Below are 16,911 nucleotides of genomic sequence, written 5' to 3'. Positions count from 1 at the left end.
AGACTCCTCTCGACGGCGCCCGCGATCCGGTGCCGGGCGGTGTCCTGTGGTTATTCGCTTGCCGCACGGGGGCGGCCGCTGGGAACAATGTGTATCGCACGCACAGCCGTGGACGCTGGTCCGTTGTCCCATACGTCGACCTAGGCGCCGGTTTTGCGATCTGAGACTTCTGTTGGTTTTCCGGGGGAATGAGGACGATATGTCGTACGTGGAAGTGCCGGGCGCGAAGGTTCCCATCCGTATGTGGGCCGATCCCGCCTCGGTCGAGGACGGCGCACTGCGCCAGCTCCAGAACGTGGCGACGCTGCCGTGGATCAAGGGCCTCGCCGTGATGCCGGACGTGCACTACGGCAAGGGCGCGACGGTCGGCTCCGTCATCGCCATGCGGGACGCGGTGTGTCCGGCGGCGGTGGGGGTGGACATCGGCTGCGGGATGTCCGCGGTCAGGACCTCGCTCACCGCCAACGACCTGCCGGGGGACCTGACCCGGCTCCGGTCGAAAATCGAGCAGGCCATTCCGGTGGGCCGCGGGATGCATGACTCCGCGGTCGGGTCCGGCGGCTTCCACGGTCTGGCGACGGCCGGGTGGGACGACTTCTGGGGGCGCTTCGACGGCGTCGCCGAAGCGGTGAAGTTCCGCCGGGAGCGGGCGGCCAAGCAGATGGGAACGCTCGGCTCCGGAAACCACTTTGTGGAACTCTGCACCGATACATCCGGTTCTGTCTGGCTGATGCTGCACTCCGGCTCGCGGAACATCGGCAAGGAACTGGCCGAGCACCACATCGGTGTCGCGCAGAAACTCCCGCACAACCAGGGTCTGGTCGACCGTGACCTCGCGGTCTTCGTCGCGGACACCCCGCAGATGGCGGCGTACCGCAACGACCTGTTCTGGGCGCAGGAGTACGCCAAGCACAATCGCACGATCATGATGGCGCTCCTGAAGGACGTGGTCCGCAAGGAGTTCAAGAAGGCGAAGCCGGCCTTCGAGCCGGAGATCTCCTGCCACCACAACTACGTGAGCGAGGAGCGGTACGACGGCATGGACCTGCTGGTGACCCGCAAGGGCGCGATCCGCGCGGGGTCCGGCGAGTACGGGATCATCCCCGGTTCCATGGGCACCGGTTCGTACATCGTGAAGGGCCTCGGCAACGACAAGTCCTTCAACTCGGCCTCGCACGGCGCCGGCCGGCGGATGAGCCGGAACGCCGCGAAGCGCCGCTTCACGGCGAAGGACCTGGAGGAGCAGACGCGGGGCGTGGAGTGCCGCAAGGACTCCGGTGTCGTGGACGAGATCCCGGCCGCGTACAAGCCGATCGAGCAGGTGATGGAGCAGCAGCGCGATCTGGTCGAGGTCGTGGCGAAGCTGAAGCAGTTCATCTGCGTGAAGGGCTGACGCACTCGCGGCGGGGACCCCGGCACGGCCCGGGGACCCCGCCCGGTGCGTCAGGCGTCCCGGTGGATCTTCGTGTTCGAGGCCTGGGCGCGGGGGCGGACGACCAGCAGGTCGATGTTGACGTGGCTGGGGCGGGTGACCGCCCAGGTGATGGTGTCCGCCACGTCGTCCGCCGTCAGCGGCTCCGCGACGCCCGCGTACACCTTGGCCGCCCGCTCCGCGTCCCCGCCGAAACGCGTCAGCGCGAACTCGTCCGTCTTCACCATGCCCGGCGCCACCTCGACGACCCGGACCGGCGTGCCGACGATCTCCAGGCGGAGGGTCTCGGCGAGCACGTGCTCGGCGTGCTTCGCGGCGACGTAGCCGCCACCGCCCTCGTACGTGCTGTGGCCGGCCGTCGAGGAGAGCACCACGACCGTGCCGTCGCCGCTCGCCGTGAGGGCCGGCAGCAGGGCCTGCGTGACGTTCAGGGTGCCGATCACGTTCGTCTCGTACATCCGGCGCCAGTCCGCGGGGTCACCGGTGGCGACCGGATCCGCGCCGAGCGCGCCGCCCGCGTTGTTGACCAGGACACCGATCGTCTTGAACGCGCTCGCGAACTCGTCGACCGCCGCGCGGTCCGTGATGTCCAGCGCGTACGCCGTCGCCTGGTGGCCCGCCGCGGTGATCTCCTCCGCCAGCGCCTCGATACGGTCCTTGCGGCGTGCCGTCAGTACGACGCGGTAGCCCGCCGCGGCGAGTTGGCGGGCCGTGGCGGCACCGATGCCGCTGCTCGCGCCGGTGATGACGGCGATACGTGACGCGGCGGCGGGGGTCATACGGCTGCTCCTCGGTGCGGTGTGCGGTGTGCGGGTTGCTGTTCGGTGTGCGGCCAGGATAGGCGGGCGGTGTGGGGGGCGGGCCGGGGCCCGCCCCCTTCCCGTTGATCGCGTGGACCGGTGTCAACTGCCGCCACGGGGGGCGTACATGATGATCGCCATGCCGGCGAGGCAGACCAGGGCGCCGGCAACGTCCCAGCGGTCGGGGCGGTAACCGTCCGCGGCCATGCCCCAGGCGAGTGAGCCGGCGACGAAGACTCCGCCGTACGCGGCGAGGATGCGGCCGAACTCGGCGTCCGGCTGGAGTGTGGCGACGAAACCGTAGGCGCCGAGGGCGAGCACGCCGGCGCCGGTCCACAGGGCGCCGCGGTGCTCGCGTACGCCCTGCCAGACCAGCCAGGCGCCGCCGATCTCGAAGAGGGCGGCGAGGAGGAAGAGGGCGCCTGAACGGAGCACGGACATGCGATCACTCTGGCATGCGGTGGGCTCGCCCGACGGGTGGGCGCCTGCTGCGGTGGGCGTCGGTGCGCCCACGCTCCGGTGGGTGGGTCGGGGCCGCGCCGGTGCATCCGCCCGTTGCAGGTCGGGCCTGCACGCTGGTGACGGGGGTGAACCGGGGTTGTCCGCCCGACCTGCAACGGGCATTTGATGTACCGGCACGGCCCCTTCGGCCGGATGGCGGGTGCGGGTCGTTCCGGCTGGGGTGCGGGCGGGCGGGTGCGGGTTGTTTCGGGCACGGGGGAGTCGACCTGCCCGGCGGCGCTCCGGATCGCGCGGAGCCCGGGGAGGTGCCGGCCCTCGGCGGCGTAGCATGTGCGGTCGTGCGGAAGGCGGGCGTGATGGGCGGGAACGGGCGGGAGCGGCTGACGGCGGATCTGTCGGTCGAGTCGCGGCGCTACATGGCCTCGTACGCCCTGTTCAACCAGGCCGTCGCCGACCACCTGAAGCTGCACCCCACGGATCTCCAGTGCCTGAACCTGCTCAGCCTGGAGGAGGGGCCGGTCACGACGGGCCGGATCGCGGAGCTGACGGGGCTGACGACCGGCTCGGCGACGCGGCTCGTGGACCGGCTGGAGAGGGCGGGCTACGTCGTGCGGGAGAGGGACGCGGCCGACCGCAGGCGTGTCCTCGTGGCGACCGTGCCCGAGAAGCTCGCCGAGTTCGGCCGGATGTGGGACCGGCTGGGCGCCGGCTGGTACACCCTCTTCGAGGGACTGGACGACGCCGAACTCGTTCTGATCATCGGCCACATGCGCCGGACCGTCGAGTTCACCGGGAAGCAGATCGCCCGGCTCAGGAGCGGCGCGCTCGACACCCCCCGGTGACCCGGACCTGCGGCTCGGGTCACTGGTGCCTGTCCGGTGCCCTGCGCGGCAGGAGCCGTACGAGGGGACAGCACACGAGCGTGCCCGCGGCGACCACGGCGAGGGCCACCGTGGTGGCGTGCTCCTCCCCGCCGCCCGCGGTGAAGTAGACGGAGGTCACCGCCGCCGCCCCGGCCGCGTTGGCGAGCTGCTGTGCCGCGCCGAGCGAACCGCCCGCGCTGCCCGCCTCGTCGGGGGCGATGTCGCCGAGCGCGACGTCGTAGACCGTGCCGAAGCAGGTGCCCATGCCGATCCCCACGACGAGCAGCGGCGGGACGAGGGCCCAGCCGCCGGTGTCCGTGCCGGCGGCGGCGACGAGAGCGAGCAGCCAGGACGTGCCGGCCAGGGTGATCAGCAGGCCGGCGAGGACGAGCCGGCGGCCGAACCTGCCGATCAGGCGGTAACAGGCGATCGACGCGACGACGATGCCCGCGGACAGGGGCAGCAGGCCGAGTGCGGCGCCCGTGGGGGAGCGGCCGAGTCCCTGTTGCAGGAAGAGGGAGACGACGTAGAGGAGCCCGGCGACGGCGGCGAAGAAGACGGCGCCGACGAACAGGCCCGACGTGAAGCCGCGGTTGTGCAGCAGTGAGGGCTGGATCAGCGGGTTCGCGGCGGTGCGCTGGCGGTGGCAGAACGCGGTGGACAGGGCGAGTCCGGCGACGAGGAGGAGGGCCGGGGCCGCGGTCCAGCCGTCGGCGGAGCCCTTGATGAGGCCGGCCAGGAGGCCGAGCATCGCGCCGGCGAGCAGGGCGGCCCCCGGGCCGTCGACGGAGACCGTGCGGTCGCCGGTGTCGCGGGGCAGGAGCCGGATGGCGGCGAGGAGTGCGGCCCCGCCTAGCAGCAGGTTGATCAGGAACATCGGGCGCCAGCCGAGTCCGCCGATGTCGGCGTCGACCAGGAACCCGGCGAGGACCGGGCCGCCGACCGCGGAGAGCCCCATGACCGGTCCGAAGAGGCTGAAGGCCTTGCCGATCTGGTCGCGGGGCCAGGCGGCGCCGAGGATTCCGAAGCCCTGTGGGATGACGAGCGCGCCGAAGGCGCCCTGGGCGAGCCGGGCGACGACGAGCGTCCCGGGGTTCACGGCCAGGCCGCAGGCGAGGGAGGCGGCGGTGAACCCGGCGAGTCCGGCGAGGAAGAGGCGGCGCCGCCCGTACTTGTCGCCGAGCCGGCCGCCCACGACGAGCAGAACACCCAGCGCGAGCGCGTAGGAGGCGCCGAGCCACTGGATGAGGGCGGGACCGCCGCCGAGATCCCGGGCGATGGTCGGGGCGGCGATGTTGGTGATCGTGGCGTCGAGGAGGTCCAGGACGTCGGCCGCGAGGACGACGGCGAGGATCGCCCAGCGGGTCCTGGCGGATGGATGGTCCATTTTAGTTGCGTCAGGAAGAATCTGTGTCACGCAGATAAATGTGCGGCAGGCGGGAGGGTCGCGTCAACCGGATTGCCGAAAGCCTGTTACGTCGGCCGGCCGCCGACCGCGTACGCGGTCGGTGGCACTCCGACCGTCGCTGTGAAGTCCCTGATCAGGTGGGCCTGGTCGGCATAGCCGAGCTCGGCCGCGAGTGCCGCCCAGTCCACGTCCCGGGAGGTCTCCGCGCGCTCCAGGGCCTCGTGGATGCGGTACCGGAGGATGATCCACTTGGGGCCGACGCCGACCTGGGCGGCGAACAGCCGCTGCACGGCACGGACCGACATGCCCTCCGCGCGGGCGAGGTCCGCGACGCGGCGGACGGTGCGGTCGTGCCGGACGCGGTCGACCAGGGCCGTCGCGAGCTCGGCCCGGAGGTCCGGCCGCGGACCGAGTCCCAGCAGGAACGCGTCGAGTGCGGCCACCCGGGCCCGCTCGTCGTCCGGGGTCAGTACGGCCTCGGCGGCACCCTCCGCCGGGCCGAACACCGCGTCCAGCGCCAGTCGCCGGCCGGTCAGCGAGGCCAGGGGCCGGTCCGGCGCGAAGGGACGGAAACCGCCGGGCCGGAACTGGATCCCGCACACCCGTCCGCGCCCCTCCAGCTTCTGCGTGAACAGTCCGAGCCCGATGCCGGAGACCTCGCCGAAGGGCTCCCGGTCCGCGTACCGCTGGAAGACCACGTTCACCGAGGGGTGCGGCACGACGTGCGAGGCGTACGGCTCGGGGAGGTCCCAGTCGATCAGCCAGTAGTGCTCCAGATAGGGGCGCAGCGGCTCGGCGGGCTCGTGGCGGCGGAAGCGTACGTGCGAGAACAGCTCCGCCGCGTCGACGATGCCGCGCGTGTCACGGCGTGGGGCGGCCATGACGCGATCGTAGGCCGGGGGTACGACAGTGGCCGGGCCCGTGGTGGCGGGGTGAGGAATACGTACGGGGGGTGCACCGTTTGCAGGTATAGTTGAATCATAAACAACCTGTGGAGGGTGAGCGACCATGCAGTTCGGGATCTTCAGCGTCGGCGATGTGACACCGGACCCGACGACCGGCCGTACGCCGACCGAGCACGAGCGCATCAAGGCCATGGTCGCCATCGCGCAGAAGGCCGAGGAGGTGGGCCTCGACGTCTTCGCGACCGGCGAGCACCACAACCCGCCCTTCGTGCCCTCGTCGCCCACCACGATGCTCGGCTACCTCGCCGCCCGCACCGAGAAGCTGGTGCTGTCCACCTCCACCACGCTGATCACCACCAACGACCCGGTGAAGATCGCCGAGGACTTCGCGATGCTCCAGCACCTCGCGGACGGCCGCGTGGATCTGATGATGGGCCGCGGCAACACCGGCCCGGTGTACCCCTGGTTCGGCAAGGACATCCGTGAGGGCATCAACCTCGCCGTGGAGAACTACGCCCTGCTGCACCGCCTGTGGCGCGAGGACGTGGTGACCTGGGAGGGGAAGTTCCGCACGCCGCTCCAGTCGTTCACGGCGACGCCGCGCCCGCTGGACGGCGTACCGCCCTTCGTCTGGCACGGGTCGATCCGCTCGCCCGAGATCGCCGAGCAGGCCGCGTACTACGGCGACGGCTTCTTCCACAACAACATCTTCTGGCCGGCCGACCACACCAAGCGGATGGTCGAGCTCTACCGGGAGCGGTACGCCCACTACGGGCACGGCACGCCGGAACAGGCGATCGTCGGGCTCGGCGGGCAGGTCTTCATGCGGCACAACTCGCAGGACGCGGTACGGGAGTTCCGCCCGTACTTCGACAACGCGCCGGTGTACGGGCACGGTCCGTCGCTGGAGGACTTCACCGACCAGACACCGCTGACCGTCGGATCGCCGCAGCAGGTGATCGAGAAGACGCTCGCCTTCCGCGAGTACGCCGGCGACTACCAGCGACAGCTGTTCCTGATGGACCACGCGGGGCTGCCGCTGAAGACCGTGCTGGAACAGCTCGACCTGCTCGGCGAGGAGGTCGTCCCCGTGCTGCGCGAGGAGTTCGACAGAAGGCGCCCGGCCGGGGTGCCGGACGCCCCGACGCACGCGGCGCGGCTCGCCGCGGCCCGTACCCGGGAGGAGGTGCCGAGCGCATGAAGCTCGTCGTCGTCTCTGCGGGACTGAGCGTCCCGTCGTCCACCCGGCTGCTGGCCGACCGGCTGGCCGCCGCGACCACGGGACGGACCCCGGCGGCCGTCGAGGTCGTGGAACTGCGCGACCTGGCCGTGGAGATCGCTCACAACTTCACCAACGGATTCCCCGGGCGGGCACTCGGCGCCGCCTTCGAGGCGGTGAGCACGGCGGACGGCCTGATCGTCGTCACGCCCGTCTTCTCGGCCTCCTACAGCGGCCTGTTCAAGTCCTTCTTCGACGTGCTGAGCGCCGGCGACCAGGAGGCGCTCGCCGGAAAGCCGGTCCTCGTCGCGGCGACCGGCGGCACGGCCCGGCACTCGATGGTGCTCGACCACGCGCTGCGCCCGCTCTTCGCGTACCTGCGGGCCGTGGTCGTGCCCACCGGGGTGTACGCGGCCTCGGAGGACTGGGGTGCCGAGGGACTGTCCGAGCGGATCGAGCGGGCGGCGGGCGAGCTGGCGACGCTCATGGGCGCGGTCGGCGGCCGGGCGGGCGCCGGGCCCGTGTCCGACGGACCCGCTCACCACGGACCGGTGGCCGGCCGGTCCGGGGACGCCGGGCCGGTCCGGGCGGCGGGGGCCACGACGGTGATCCCCTTCGAGGAACGGCTCGCTGCCCTGCGCACGAGGTGAGGGCACCCGGCAGGTCACGGGGTCTCCGTGACCTGCCGGGGGCAGGCACCGGCAGGCCTACCGGCCCGGGGGTGCCGAGGGTGGGGCGGGGCCCCTGCCACGGGCGGGACGGGGGCCTCACCCGTGGCCGGTGCCGTCGTGTTCCGCGCGCTGCGCGTCGGGGGACCGGCCGACGGGAGGGGGCGAGGGAACGCGGCCTCCGGCTCGCCCCCGCACTCGTGTCGTACGGGGTGGCGGCGGCCTGCCGGGGCCCGCGCGCCCGTCGTACGGGCCGCCGTCTCCTCGTACCGGGCTCGGCGTCCTGCCTACGGCCGCCGGCGACCGGCGGTGACTCGGCAAGTGGGGCAGGTGAGCAGGCGCAGGTGAGCCGGAGCTCAGGGGGCGGGCATGCGGGCCGGGGCTCCGGGTCGGGCGGGCGCGTCGGCCGGGGCTCAGGGGCGCACGGGCCGGGTTCCTGGGCCGGCGGGGGCCGGCGCGGTGCGGGCCGAGGTGCTGGGCCAGGGCCGGGGATCGCCGAGGGCGACGGAGCCCGTGTCTTCGACCGCTCCTACCGGGCCGCCGACGCCTGCGGTCGGCCGGGCTCGGGGCTCGGACTCTCCATCGCGCGGGAGGTCGCCGCGTCGCTCGGCGGGACGGTATTCGCCCTCCGCGGGGAGGGTGGCGGTGCGGTGATCGGGTTCTCGGTGGACGCCGGTGGCTCCGAGGACGACGGCCGCGGCTGACTCCGCCCACCGGCCGACGGCCCCGGAGTCAGTGGGCGGCCTTCGGCGAGCCGGCCGCGGAGCGGCGGTACTCGGCGTTGATGCGCTGGGCCTCCTCGAGCTGGTCCTCCAGGATGACGATGCGGCAGGCGGCCTCGATGGGCGTGCCCTGGTCGACCAACTCGCGCGCCCGGGCGGCGACCCGCAGCTGGTAGCGCGAGTAGCGCCGGTGGCCGCCCTCCGAGCGAAGCGGCGTGATCAGGCGGGCCTCGCCGATGGCACGCAGGAATCCGGGCGTCGTACCGAGCATCTCGGCGGCCCGTCCCATGGTGTACGCGGGGTAGTCGTCGTCGTCCAGACGATTACCGAGCGGGTTGTCTGCTGTCATCTCACCTCGTAGTACAACGCCTCGAGGGGCCCTGGCGCCGTACGGCACCAGGGCCCCGAAGGAAATTCAACACCATCTGTCGGCCCTATCGCGGTGCCGACCTTCTGTTACCGCCGTCCGGCCCGGGAGAGGGGCCGAGGAGCGGGGATCGTGGATGCGTGACCGGGGACCACCTTCCGTTCCGGGGTCTTGCGGTACCCGAGCCGAATCCGTCTCACGCCCGGGCGATCCTGATGGCGTCAGGTCCTCCGTCCGTTCGCTGGATCTTGCATGTGCCAAAACCGGTACGACTACCAGGCAGTTCGTGTCTGCCGGGTCTTGCTCGACTGTGACTACGCAAGAAATCGTAGCCAGGCAGCCGGGCAATGTCTACTCCCGTCAGAGTAGATTTTGCCGAGCCCGCGGCCGCGGTTTTGTGGGGCGTGCACGTTTTCCCCGGTCCAGGGTGGGGCGCGGCCGGGCCGCTGCATAGAATCCGCACTCATGTCGAACCCTGACGAACTCCTCATCGGCATCGCCGCCCTGGTGGAGGCCGAGAAAAGCACGCAGATGTCCCTGACCGTGGTCTCCGGCGGCGCTGTCATCACCGGCCGGCTGGCCCCCGAGGCCGTATGGCGGCAGCGGGTGGCGGAGGTTCTGGTGGACTCGGACCAGCTGGGCCCGTTCTCCGCCATCTTCACGGGGGGCGAGGAGCAGAGCCCCTCCGGCCCCGGGGAGAAGCCCACCCATCTGCACTTCCACGTCGCCCGCATCCTGCAGGGCACCATGGGGATCCCCGAGACGGGGGGGATGTACCGCGTCGCGATCCAGGACGTCACCGCCTGGACGGTCGGCGACTTCAGCTACTCCGACCACTGAGCCGACCGAGCACAGCGATGAGGGCCCCGCCGGCACATGCCGGCGGGGCCCTCATCGTGATGCTGTCCGGGTCACACGGCCGCGGGGGCACCCAGCAGTACCGACGCGTTCTCGAACGGGGAGAGGGCGCTCTCGGGCGCGGCCTCGGGCAGGTAGGGACGGCACGTGAAGCCGAGCTGGGTCATGGCGCGGGTGACCTCGGCGGCCGTGAAGTCGCGGCGGTCCTGCCGGGTGACGACCTGGCCCACCTGCTTGACGGGGTAGTGCCGGCGGCCGACGATCACGGACTCGCCCGTGATCGGCTCGGGCTTGACGCCCTTCATCGATTCCAGCACGGAGGCCTTGGAGAGGTCGAACGGGAAACGGGCGATGATGCAGCGCATGAGGGCCTCACAGGGAGAGGGAGAAGGAGAACGGTCCGCCCGGGTGACGCCGGGCGGTCGGAGAGGCCGGGGTCGCTCCGCGGTCCCCGCGGTCTCCCTGGCATGCGGGGCCCGGGTGTCCCGGGCGGCTCGCGTGGTCTTCGCAGACGTCCCGCAGGCGGACCCGGTCCGTGTAACCGGGGCTCTCGCGGACGATGGTGAGCCGGGCGCGGGTGACCCGGCCGGTGAGCTGGTCGTCCTCGTCGCAGATGAGCAGATGGCCGGTACGGGCACTCGCCATGACGGACAGGGCGACCTCGACGGTCATGTCGTCACGGACGTGCGGTGCGGACGCCTCCTGGGGGGCGGCCGTATGCCCGACGGCGCAATCCGTCGGTCGCGACTGTGTGTCAACCAGCGTCAAAGGTGTCTCCTGCGAAGAGGGGATGACGGACGACCGCGCCCGCCGGCGGACGAGCGCGTCCGCCGGCGCACGAGGAACCTCAGGCGGCCGCGTCGAAGGCGGCCGGCGGCCGCTGGGCCGACGACCGGCGCGGAGCCTGTCCGGCACGCGCGCCCTGGGTGCCGCGGCCGTCCTGGCCGGTACGGCTCCGGCGGCCACGGGGCGACGAGGACGTGCTGCGCCGGGAGCGCTCCGCGGGCGGGTTGGTGATGACGACGGGGATCCCGGACGGGGCCTGGGCACCGGTGATCCGGTTCAGCTCGTCCTCGCCGGACCGTACCTGCGCCGTGTGGGCGACGATGCCCGCGGCGGTCACGAGGCGGCTCATCTCGCGGCGCTGGTTGGGCGTCACCAGCGTGACCACGCTGCCGGACTCGCCGGCCCGGGCGGTACGGCCGCCGCGGTGCAGGTAGTCCTTGGGGTCGCTCGGCGGGTCCACGTTCACCACGAGGTCGAGGTCGTCGACGTGGATGCCGCGTGCCGCGACGTTGGTGGCCACCAGCACCGTCACGTGCCCGGTCTTGAACTGGGCCAGGGTGCGGGTGCGCTGGGGCTGGGACTTGCCGCCGTGCAGGGCCGCGGCGCGGACGCCGTTCTCCAGCAGGTGCCCGGTCAGCCGGTCCACCGCGTGCTTGGTGTCCAGGAACATGATCACGCGGCCGTCGCGGGCCGCGATCTCGGTGGTCGTGCGCTGCTTGTCGGCACCCTGCACGTGGAGGACGTAGTGCTCCATGGTGGTCACCGCGCCCGCCGACGGGTCGACGGAGTGGACCACCGGGTCGGACAGGTACTGGCGGACCAGCAGGTCGACGTTGCGGTCCAGGGTCGCCGAGAACAGCATCCGCTGCCCGTCGGGACGCACCTGGTCCAGGATGCCGGTGACCTGCGGCATGAAGCCCATGTCCGTCATCTGGTCGGCCTCGTCGAGGACGGTGACGGCGACCTGGTCGAGGCTGCAGTGGCCGCGGTCGACCATGTCCTTCAGGCGCCCGGGGGTGGCGACGACGATCTCCGCGCCGGAGCGCAGCGCGCCGGCCTGACGGCCGATCGACATCCCGCCGACGATCGTGGTCAGCCGCAGCCGCACGGAACGGGCGTAGGGGGTGAGCGCGTCCGTCACCTGCTGGGCCAGCTCACGGGTGGGCACGAGGACCAGGGCCAGCGGCTGGCGCGGTTCGGCGCGCCGGCCGGCGGTGCGGGCCAGCATGGCGAGGCCGAAGGCGAGCGTCTTGCCGGAGCCGGTGCGGCCGCGGCCGAGCACGTCACGGCCGGCCAGCGAGTTCGGCAGGGTCGCCCCCTGGATGGGGAACGGGGTGGTCATGCCCTCCGCGGTCAGCGCGGCCAGCAGCGGCGCCGGCATGTCGAGGTCGGCGAACGCCTCGACGGCGGGAAGTGCGGGGGTGACGGTCACCGGCAGTGCGAACTCGCCCTGCGGGGCGGACCGGCGTCCGTAGCCGCCGGAACGGCTCGGGGCGCTGGAGCGGCTCGGGCCACCGGTGCGGCCGGAGGTGCTGGAGCCGCTGCGGCCGGCGTAGGCCGTACCGAAGCGCGCGCCGCCCCTGCTCGCGGCGGCGGCACCGGCGCGATTGCGGGCGGTGGTGGAGCGGGTGTTCGTACGAGTGCGGTTCAAGGGGACCTTCCATGACGCGGCACGCATCAAGGAATTCCCGGCATGAAAAGCAGCACGGAGAATCGCGAGGACGCGCCCAGTGAAAAACGGAGGCGAATCCAGCCGCGGAGAGGAACCCGGGGCCTGCGCCTTTTGGATAACAGTCCTCAGACCGTGTCGCGGAGAAGATTCCACGACAGGAGGGAGGATTTCATGCACGGCCGCCGCGCTCCGGGAGCGAGCGGCAACGAGCTGGGGCCCGCACCCCAAGGTGCGGGCCCCAGCTGCGAAGTGAGCGTCGCGTCAGGCGAGAACGATGTTCTCGGCGGTCGGGCCCTTCTGGCCCTGCGCGATGTCGAAGTTCACCTTCTGGCCTTCCAGCAGCTCGCGGAAGCCCTGGGCGGCGATGTTCGAGTAGTGGGCGAAGACGTCAGCGCCGCCACCGTCCTGCTCGATGAAGCCGAAACCCTTTTCCGCGTTGAACCACTTCACGGTACCAGTAGCCATGTCAAATCTCCTTCGGGGCATTCCCGGAATTCGCACTGTGCGGACTCCGTGTTGTCGCGATGATTTGCCCCGTCCGGAAATGACCGGAAATACAAAAGCACTTCCCACCCGGCGCGTTCGAGCCGCCGGGGGCGCTTGAATTTTTGGGAATCACAACTTCAACTTTGACCGACAGTAGCACGTCCGGCCCCGGCATGCACGCTAAGTAATTCCCTTCCGCCGGGCGGACGTGAAATCCTCACGGCGTGTTACGGCCAATTCTTGTATCGCCGGCACAGATATTGTCGGCGCGAAGAGGAGTCTTTGGGCCGAAGGTGCCGGTCACGGCGATTCCGCGGCGCGTCCCCCGGGCCGGCTGCCACCGTCGCCACGAGACTCCCGGGCCAGAGGGCCCGTCCCGTCCCCCGCCGGGGAACGGCGGCCCAGCGCCAGCCGGGCCACACGAGGCCAGTCGGCCATGGACCCGCCCGCCCGAGGCGCACCGGGCCGTCGGCGCGGCACGCGGACCCGCAGTGCCCCGGGCACGCTGCGGCACACGACGGGTGAGGGAAGGGCTACGTGCTCCCCGTCGATGCCGACCGGGATGGTGTCCGTGTCGCCCTCGACGACGACTTCCCGGCAGCTCAGCCGGACCAGTCCCCCCGAGCGGGAACCGCGCACCACGCGCGCCGCCTCGACGGTGTTGCCGATCCGTACGCACACCACGCCGAGCAGCCCCGAGTCCAGCCGCTGCCTGCGCCCCGGACGGGCCGCGTCGACGGCGCGTCCGTAGGGGTTGTTGCTGACGAGCAGTGCCTGGAGCCGGTCGAGGTGTCTCCGGTCGGCCCGCGCTCGGAGCCGGGGCGCGTCCTCGCCGGTGAGGAGGCCGGGGAGGGTGCGCAGGGTGGTGCGTGCCTTGGCGTCCCGGTAGGCGGGTTCGGTAACGACGGACGCGTACGTTCCGAACGAGGCGTTGTTGACGAAGACCCGGTCCGCCGCGTACCCGAGGTCGATCCGGAGTTCGACCGCGTCCACCAGGGCTTTCAGGGCCGACGCCGGATCGTCGCGGTCGAGGCCGAGGTCGAGGGCGAAGTGGTTGCGGGTGCCGGCCGGGATCACTACGAACGGCAGGTCGTGGCGTGCCGCGACCTCGGCCACCAGTGCCTGGGTGCCGTCACCGCCCGCCACCGCCAGCAGATCGGCTCCCTCGGTGACGGCCTGCCGGGCCAGCTCGGTGACGTCCCGGCCCGGCGTGAGCAGGGCCACCCGGCAGCCCGCCGCCCGGGCCTTCTCCACCAATTGGAAACGGTCCACCTTGCCGCCGCCGGAGTACGGGTTCATGAGGATCCAGGGAGCGCGGGGCCTCTCGCTGACGGCTTTCTCCCCGGATCGCCCGGAGGCGAGGGCCGTACGTGCCGCCGTGACGGCCAGCAGCCACAGGGCCAGGGAGATCAGGACCGGTCCCAGGACGCCGAACGCGGCGTACAGGGCGAGGACCGTGAGCGGGGCGGTCACCGCCAGGGTGGCTCCGAGGGCACGGAGCACACCGGTGTGCGCCAGGGTCCACCAGAGCCCGACGGCGGCGAGTGCCACCCCGCCGACGCCCACCAGCACCCACAGCACGCTGTGCAGACCGGCGGCGACGAGCGGCACCAGGACGCTCGCCAGCAGGGCCAGCACGGCGATGCGGGCCCGTCCGGTACTTCCCTCACGCGGGGCCGCGGTCGCTGCCGCGTCCGATGCTCCGGTGTGCCTGGGGTGCAGTCCCAACTGTCGGCCCCTCTCCTCGTGGGCCCGGGTTCGGGCCGGGACCGTCCTCCTGTGCCGTGCGGGGTGGTGCCGGCCATGTGCCGGGCTCGTCCCGCACCTGGCTCCGTCGCGGGCGGTGTTCAGCGGCGGGGTCCCGCGGCGGATTGTTCAGCGCCCGGGGGTGCCGGCGGTCGAGCCCGTGTGGGCCGCCGGAGCGTGACCGGTCAGGACCAGTTCCTTCGCCCTGCGGAATTCGTCGTCCGTGATGTCGCCCCGGTCGCGGATCTCCGACAGCCTGGCGAGTTCGTCCACGCTGCTGGGCCCGACGCCGGCCGCGGTCTGCCTGATGTACGAGTTGAACTCCTCCTGCTGGGCCCTCGCCTGGGCCACCTCCCTGCGGCCCATGTTCCTGCCGCGGGCGATCACGTAGACGAACACTCCCAGGAAGGGCACGACGAGGCAGAACACCAGCCAGCCGGCCTTCGCCCACCCACTCATCCGGTCGTCCCGGAAGATGTCGGTGACGATCCGGAAGAGCAGGACGAACCACATGATCCACAGGAAGAACAGGAGCATGGTCCAGAAGGCGTTGAGCAGCGGGTAGTCGTACGCCAGATACGTGGTCTGCGCACTCATGTCCGTCCTCCGTCCCGGGACCGCTCCCGGCAGCCGTTCGGGCTTCCTTGTCCCCTCAGCGTGCCCGCGGCGAGCGCCGTGCGCCTCACCCGGCGCGGATGACTGACCCGGTCTCGGCGCGCTGCTCGTTCACTCGCGGGTTGCGGTCTGTTTCCTGGACCAGGCGGTGGCGTCGGCCCCGTATCGCGTCAGGAGCCGTGCGAACTGGGTCCGTTCCTCCGGTGACCAGGCGACGGTGATCTCCAGGAACGCTTCTCGCTGTTCGGCGGCGAAGCGGTTGCGTTCGGCCTCGCCGTGCTCGGTGAGTTCGAGCACGGTGCGGCGTCCGTCGGACTGGGATGCGGCCCGCCGCAGCAGACCGTCCGCTATGCAGGCCGCGACGGTCCGGCTGGCCACCGGCTGCGCGACGCCCATCTCGGCGGCGAGCCCGCCGACGGTCGTCTCGCCCGGGGCGTCGGCGATGACGTTGAGCACGAGGTTGCGGGAGAGGTCCTTGCTCGATGCCGGTGTGCGTCGCCGCAGACGGGACAGCGCCGGGCCGATCTGATCCAGCGCCGGATCGTCGGGGGGCTGTTCGGAAGAGGGCGTGCTGCTCATGTGCCGAGTCTAGGCCCGGCCGGGACGTTTGCATACCACTGGATAAGTGCATAGCATCAGGTATGTAAATCGTGAACGAGCTAGGAAATGAGGCGGACCGCCATGGCGCTCACCGCGATCACCAACGCGCAGATCTTCGACGGGGAGAAGGCGGTCGGCGTGCGGACCGTGGTCATCGACGGCGGGAGGATCGCCCGCGTCGGCGGCGACGCTCCCGAGGGCAGCGAGATCGTCGACGGCAGCGGCGCCACACTGCTGCCGGGACTCATCGACGCCCACGTCCACTCCGCCCCGGGCTCCCTGGCGCTGGCCCTGCGGTTCGGGGTGACGACCGAACTGGAGATGCAGGGGATGAACACCCGGGAGAACCGCGGGGCCGTCACCGACGACGACACCCAGGCCGACGTGCGCTCCTCCGGCTTCGCCATCACACCGCCCGGTGGTCACCCGAGCGAGCTGATGCCCGAAGGGTTCCGGCCCAAGTGGGACCTTCCTCCGGTGATGCCCCTGATGCCGTTCTCCACCACTCCCGAGGAGGCCGCCGCCTTCGTGCCGCAGCTCCTCGCCCGGGGCTCCGACTACATCAAGTTCATGATCGACGACGGCAGCGTGGAGGGACACCCCGGGCTGCCCGTGCTCGACCGCGCCACCGTGCGCGCCGGTGTCGCCGAGGCCAAGAAGTACGGCGCACTGACCGTCGCCCACGCGCTGACCCTGGAGGCCACCAGGACGGCCGTCGAGGCCGGCGTCGACGGCCTGACCCACGTGTTCATGGACCAGCCGCACACCGCCGAGATCATCAGCCTGATCAAGGACTCGGGCACGTTCGTCATCCCCTGCGTCACCCTCAACGCCTCGATGATGGGGATCACCGGCAGTGAACTCGCCGACGACCCCCGGGTCGCCGCCCGCCTCGACGCCGCCTGGGACCGGACCCTGCGCTCCAGCTTCAACCGCTACCCGCAGGGCAAGCTCCACGACGTGTACGACACCGTGCGCGCGCTGGACGCGGCCGGTGTCGACGTGCTGGCCGGCAGCGACGTCTCCATACCCGAGACGTTCTTCGGGGGCCTGGCACACGGAGCGAGCCTGCACCACGAACTGCAGTACCTGGTGTCGGCCGGCCTCACACCCGCACGGGCCCTGCGCGCGGCCACGGCGACCACGGCCCGCCGCTTCCGCCTCAGCGACCGGGGGCGTATCGCCGAGGGCCTCCGCGCCGACCTCCTGCTGGTCGACGGCGACCCGACCAGCAACATCGGCGACACCCTCAACACCCGTGCCGTCTGGCGCCGAGGCACCCGCCTGGCGGCATGACCGCCC

Annotated in this window: 19 protein-coding genes; 7 read left to right on the top strand and 12 right to left on the bottom strand. The window is 71.7% G+C overall.

Translation table 11 applies throughout. The features are described 5' to 3' along the window. The first annotated feature begins 199 nt into the window (after positions 1-199). A complete protein-coding gene (locus ACFYP4_RS25050) occupies positions 200-1,393 on the top strand; it encodes an RtcB family protein (RefSeq protein ID WP_388788167.1) in 1,194 nt (397 codons plus the stop codon). A 50-nt stretch (positions 1,394-1,443) separates the two neighbouring features. Here ACFYP4_RS25050 and ACFYP4_RS25045 read toward each other — a convergent pair whose 3' ends face one another. Both ACFYP4_RS25045 and ACFYP4_RS25040 read right to left on the bottom strand, forming a co-directional pair. After that, positions 1,444-2,211, bottom strand: a complete 768-nt coding sequence (locus tag ACFYP4_RS25045) for an SDR family NAD(P)-dependent oxidoreductase (RefSeq protein ID WP_358851022.1) — start codon at positions 2,209-2,211, stop codon at positions 1,444-1,446. A gap of 123 nt (positions 2,212-2,334) precedes the next feature. Next, entirely contained in the window at positions 2,335-2,673 is a 339-nt protein-coding gene (locus tag ACFYP4_RS25040) for a YnfA family protein (RefSeq protein ID WP_388788163.1), read from the bottom strand. Between the two features lie 377 nt (positions 2,674-3,050). On the opposite strand from ACFYP4_RS25040, the gene ACFYP4_RS25035 reads away from it, so the two are divergent. After that, positions 3,051-3,536, top strand: a complete 486-nt coding sequence (locus ACFYP4_RS25035; RefSeq protein ID WP_388788234.1) for a MarR family winged helix-turn-helix transcriptional regulator — start codon at positions 3,051-3,053, stop codon at positions 3,534-3,536. A 19-nt stretch (positions 3,537-3,555) separates the two neighbouring features. Here ACFYP4_RS25035 and ACFYP4_RS25030 read toward each other — a convergent pair whose 3' ends face one another. Next, positions 3,556-4,944 carry an MFS transporter gene (locus tag ACFYP4_RS25030; RefSeq protein WP_388788159.1) on the bottom strand — a complete coding sequence of 463 codons (1,389 nt, stop codon included), beginning with the start codon at positions 4,942-4,944 and terminating at the stop codon, positions 3,556-3,558. Positions 4,945-5,030: 86 nt separating this feature from the next. After that, on the bottom strand, positions 5,031-5,846 hold the full coding sequence (locus tag ACFYP4_RS25025; protein ID WP_358851019.1) for a helix-turn-helix transcriptional regulator: 816 nt from the start codon (positions 5,844-5,846) through the stop codon (positions 5,031-5,033). A 127-nt stretch (positions 5,847-5,973) separates the two neighbouring features. On the opposite strand from ACFYP4_RS25025, the gene ACFYP4_RS25020 reads away from it, so the two are divergent. The 3 genes from ACFYP4_RS25020 to ACFYP4_RS25010 are packed head-to-tail and all read left to right on the top strand — an operon-like array spanning position 5,974 to position 8,461. Next, positions 5,974-7,071, top strand: coding sequence for an LLM class flavin-dependent oxidoreductase (locus ACFYP4_RS25020; protein ID WP_358851018.1), 1,098 nt, complete (start codon positions 5,974-5,976; stop codon positions 7,069-7,071). Next, complete coding sequence (locus ACFYP4_RS25015) at positions 7,068-7,739, top strand: CE1759 family FMN reductase (protein ID WP_388788155.1); 672 nt, start codon at positions 7,068-7,070, stop codon at positions 7,737-7,739. Before ACFYP4_RS25020 ends, ACFYP4_RS25015 begins: the two co-directional genes overlap by 4 nt. Next, positions 7,736-8,461: an ATP-binding protein gene (locus ACFYP4_RS25010; RefSeq protein WP_388788152.1), complete on the top strand. Its 726-nt coding sequence runs from the start codon at positions 7,736-7,738 to the stop codon at positions 8,459-8,461. The genes ACFYP4_RS25015 and ACFYP4_RS25010 overlap by 4 nt, the downstream gene beginning before the upstream one ends. A 28-nt stretch (positions 8,462-8,489) precedes the next feature. Here the strand turns inward: ACFYP4_RS25010 and ACFYP4_RS25005 are convergent, their stop codons facing one another. Further along, positions 8,490-8,828 (bottom strand): MerR family transcriptional regulator, encoded by a 339-nt coding sequence (locus ACFYP4_RS25005; protein ID WP_358851016.1) that lies wholly within the window; start codon positions 8,826-8,828, stop codon positions 8,490-8,492. A 483-nt stretch (positions 8,829-9,311) separates the two neighbouring features. Here ACFYP4_RS25005 and ACFYP4_RS25000 point away from each other — a divergent pair, with 483 nt between their 5' ends. Then, a complete protein-coding gene (locus ACFYP4_RS25000; protein WP_358851015.1) occupies positions 9,312-9,686 on the top strand; it encodes a hypothetical protein in 375 nt (124 codons plus the stop codon). Positions 9,687-9,757: 71 nt separating this feature from the next. Here the strand turns inward: ACFYP4_RS25000 and ACFYP4_RS24995 are convergent, their stop codons facing one another. The 7 genes from ACFYP4_RS24995 to ACFYP4_RS24965 form a co-directional block, all read right to left on the bottom strand. Further along, the gene (locus ACFYP4_RS24995; RefSeq protein ID WP_358851014.1) at positions 9,758-10,069 is read right to left on the bottom strand and encodes an SCO5918 family protein; all 312 of its coding nucleotides are present in this window, start codon (positions 10,067-10,069) and stop codon (positions 9,758-9,760) included. Positions 10,070-10,076: 7 nt separating this feature from the next. Continuing rightward, a complete protein-coding gene (locus ACFYP4_RS24990) occupies positions 10,077-10,466 on the bottom strand; it encodes a CBS domain-containing protein (RefSeq protein WP_358851031.1) in 390 nt (129 codons plus the stop codon). 85 nt (positions 10,467-10,551) lie between these two features. Further along, positions 10,552-12,141, bottom strand: coding sequence for a DEAD/DEAH box helicase (locus ACFYP4_RS24985; RefSeq protein WP_388788147.1), 1,590 nt, complete (start codon positions 12,139-12,141; stop codon positions 10,552-10,554). 282 nt (positions 12,142-12,423) lie between these two features. Continuing rightward, entirely contained in the window at positions 12,424-12,627 is a 204-nt protein-coding gene (locus tag ACFYP4_RS24980) for a cold-shock protein (RefSeq protein WP_003974279.1), read from the bottom strand. Between the two features lie 321 nt (positions 12,628-12,948). Next, positions 12,949-14,370: a diacylglycerol/lipid kinase family protein gene (locus ACFYP4_RS24975; protein WP_388788231.1), complete on the bottom strand. Its 1,422-nt coding sequence runs from the start codon at positions 14,368-14,370 to the stop codon at positions 12,949-12,951. A 153-nt stretch (positions 14,371-14,523) separates the two neighbouring features. Continuing rightward, positions 14,524-14,991 (bottom strand): PLDc N-terminal domain-containing protein, encoded by a 468-nt coding sequence (locus ACFYP4_RS24970; RefSeq protein WP_358851011.1) that lies wholly within the window; start codon positions 14,989-14,991, stop codon positions 14,524-14,526. Positions 14,992-15,120: 129 nt separating this feature from the next. Continuing rightward, positions 15,121-15,588 (bottom strand): MarR family winged helix-turn-helix transcriptional regulator, encoded by a 468-nt coding sequence (locus tag ACFYP4_RS24965; RefSeq protein WP_358851010.1) that lies wholly within the window; start codon positions 15,586-15,588, stop codon positions 15,121-15,123. A gap of 102 nt (positions 15,589-15,690) precedes the next feature. On the opposite strand from ACFYP4_RS24965, the gene ACFYP4_RS24960 reads away from it, so the two are divergent. Next, positions 15,691-16,905, top strand: a complete 1,215-nt coding sequence (locus ACFYP4_RS24960; RefSeq protein ID WP_388788228.1) for an amidohydrolase family protein — start codon at positions 15,691-15,693, stop codon at positions 16,903-16,905. The last annotated feature ends 6 nt before the right edge of the window (positions 16,906-16,911 follow it).

This window comes from Streptomyces sp. NPDC005551, assembly GCF_042871785.1.
GTDB lineage: Bacteria > Actinomycetota > Actinomycetes > Streptomycetales > Streptomycetaceae > Streptomyces.
This window is presented reverse-complemented; position numbering and strand designations above follow the sequence as displayed.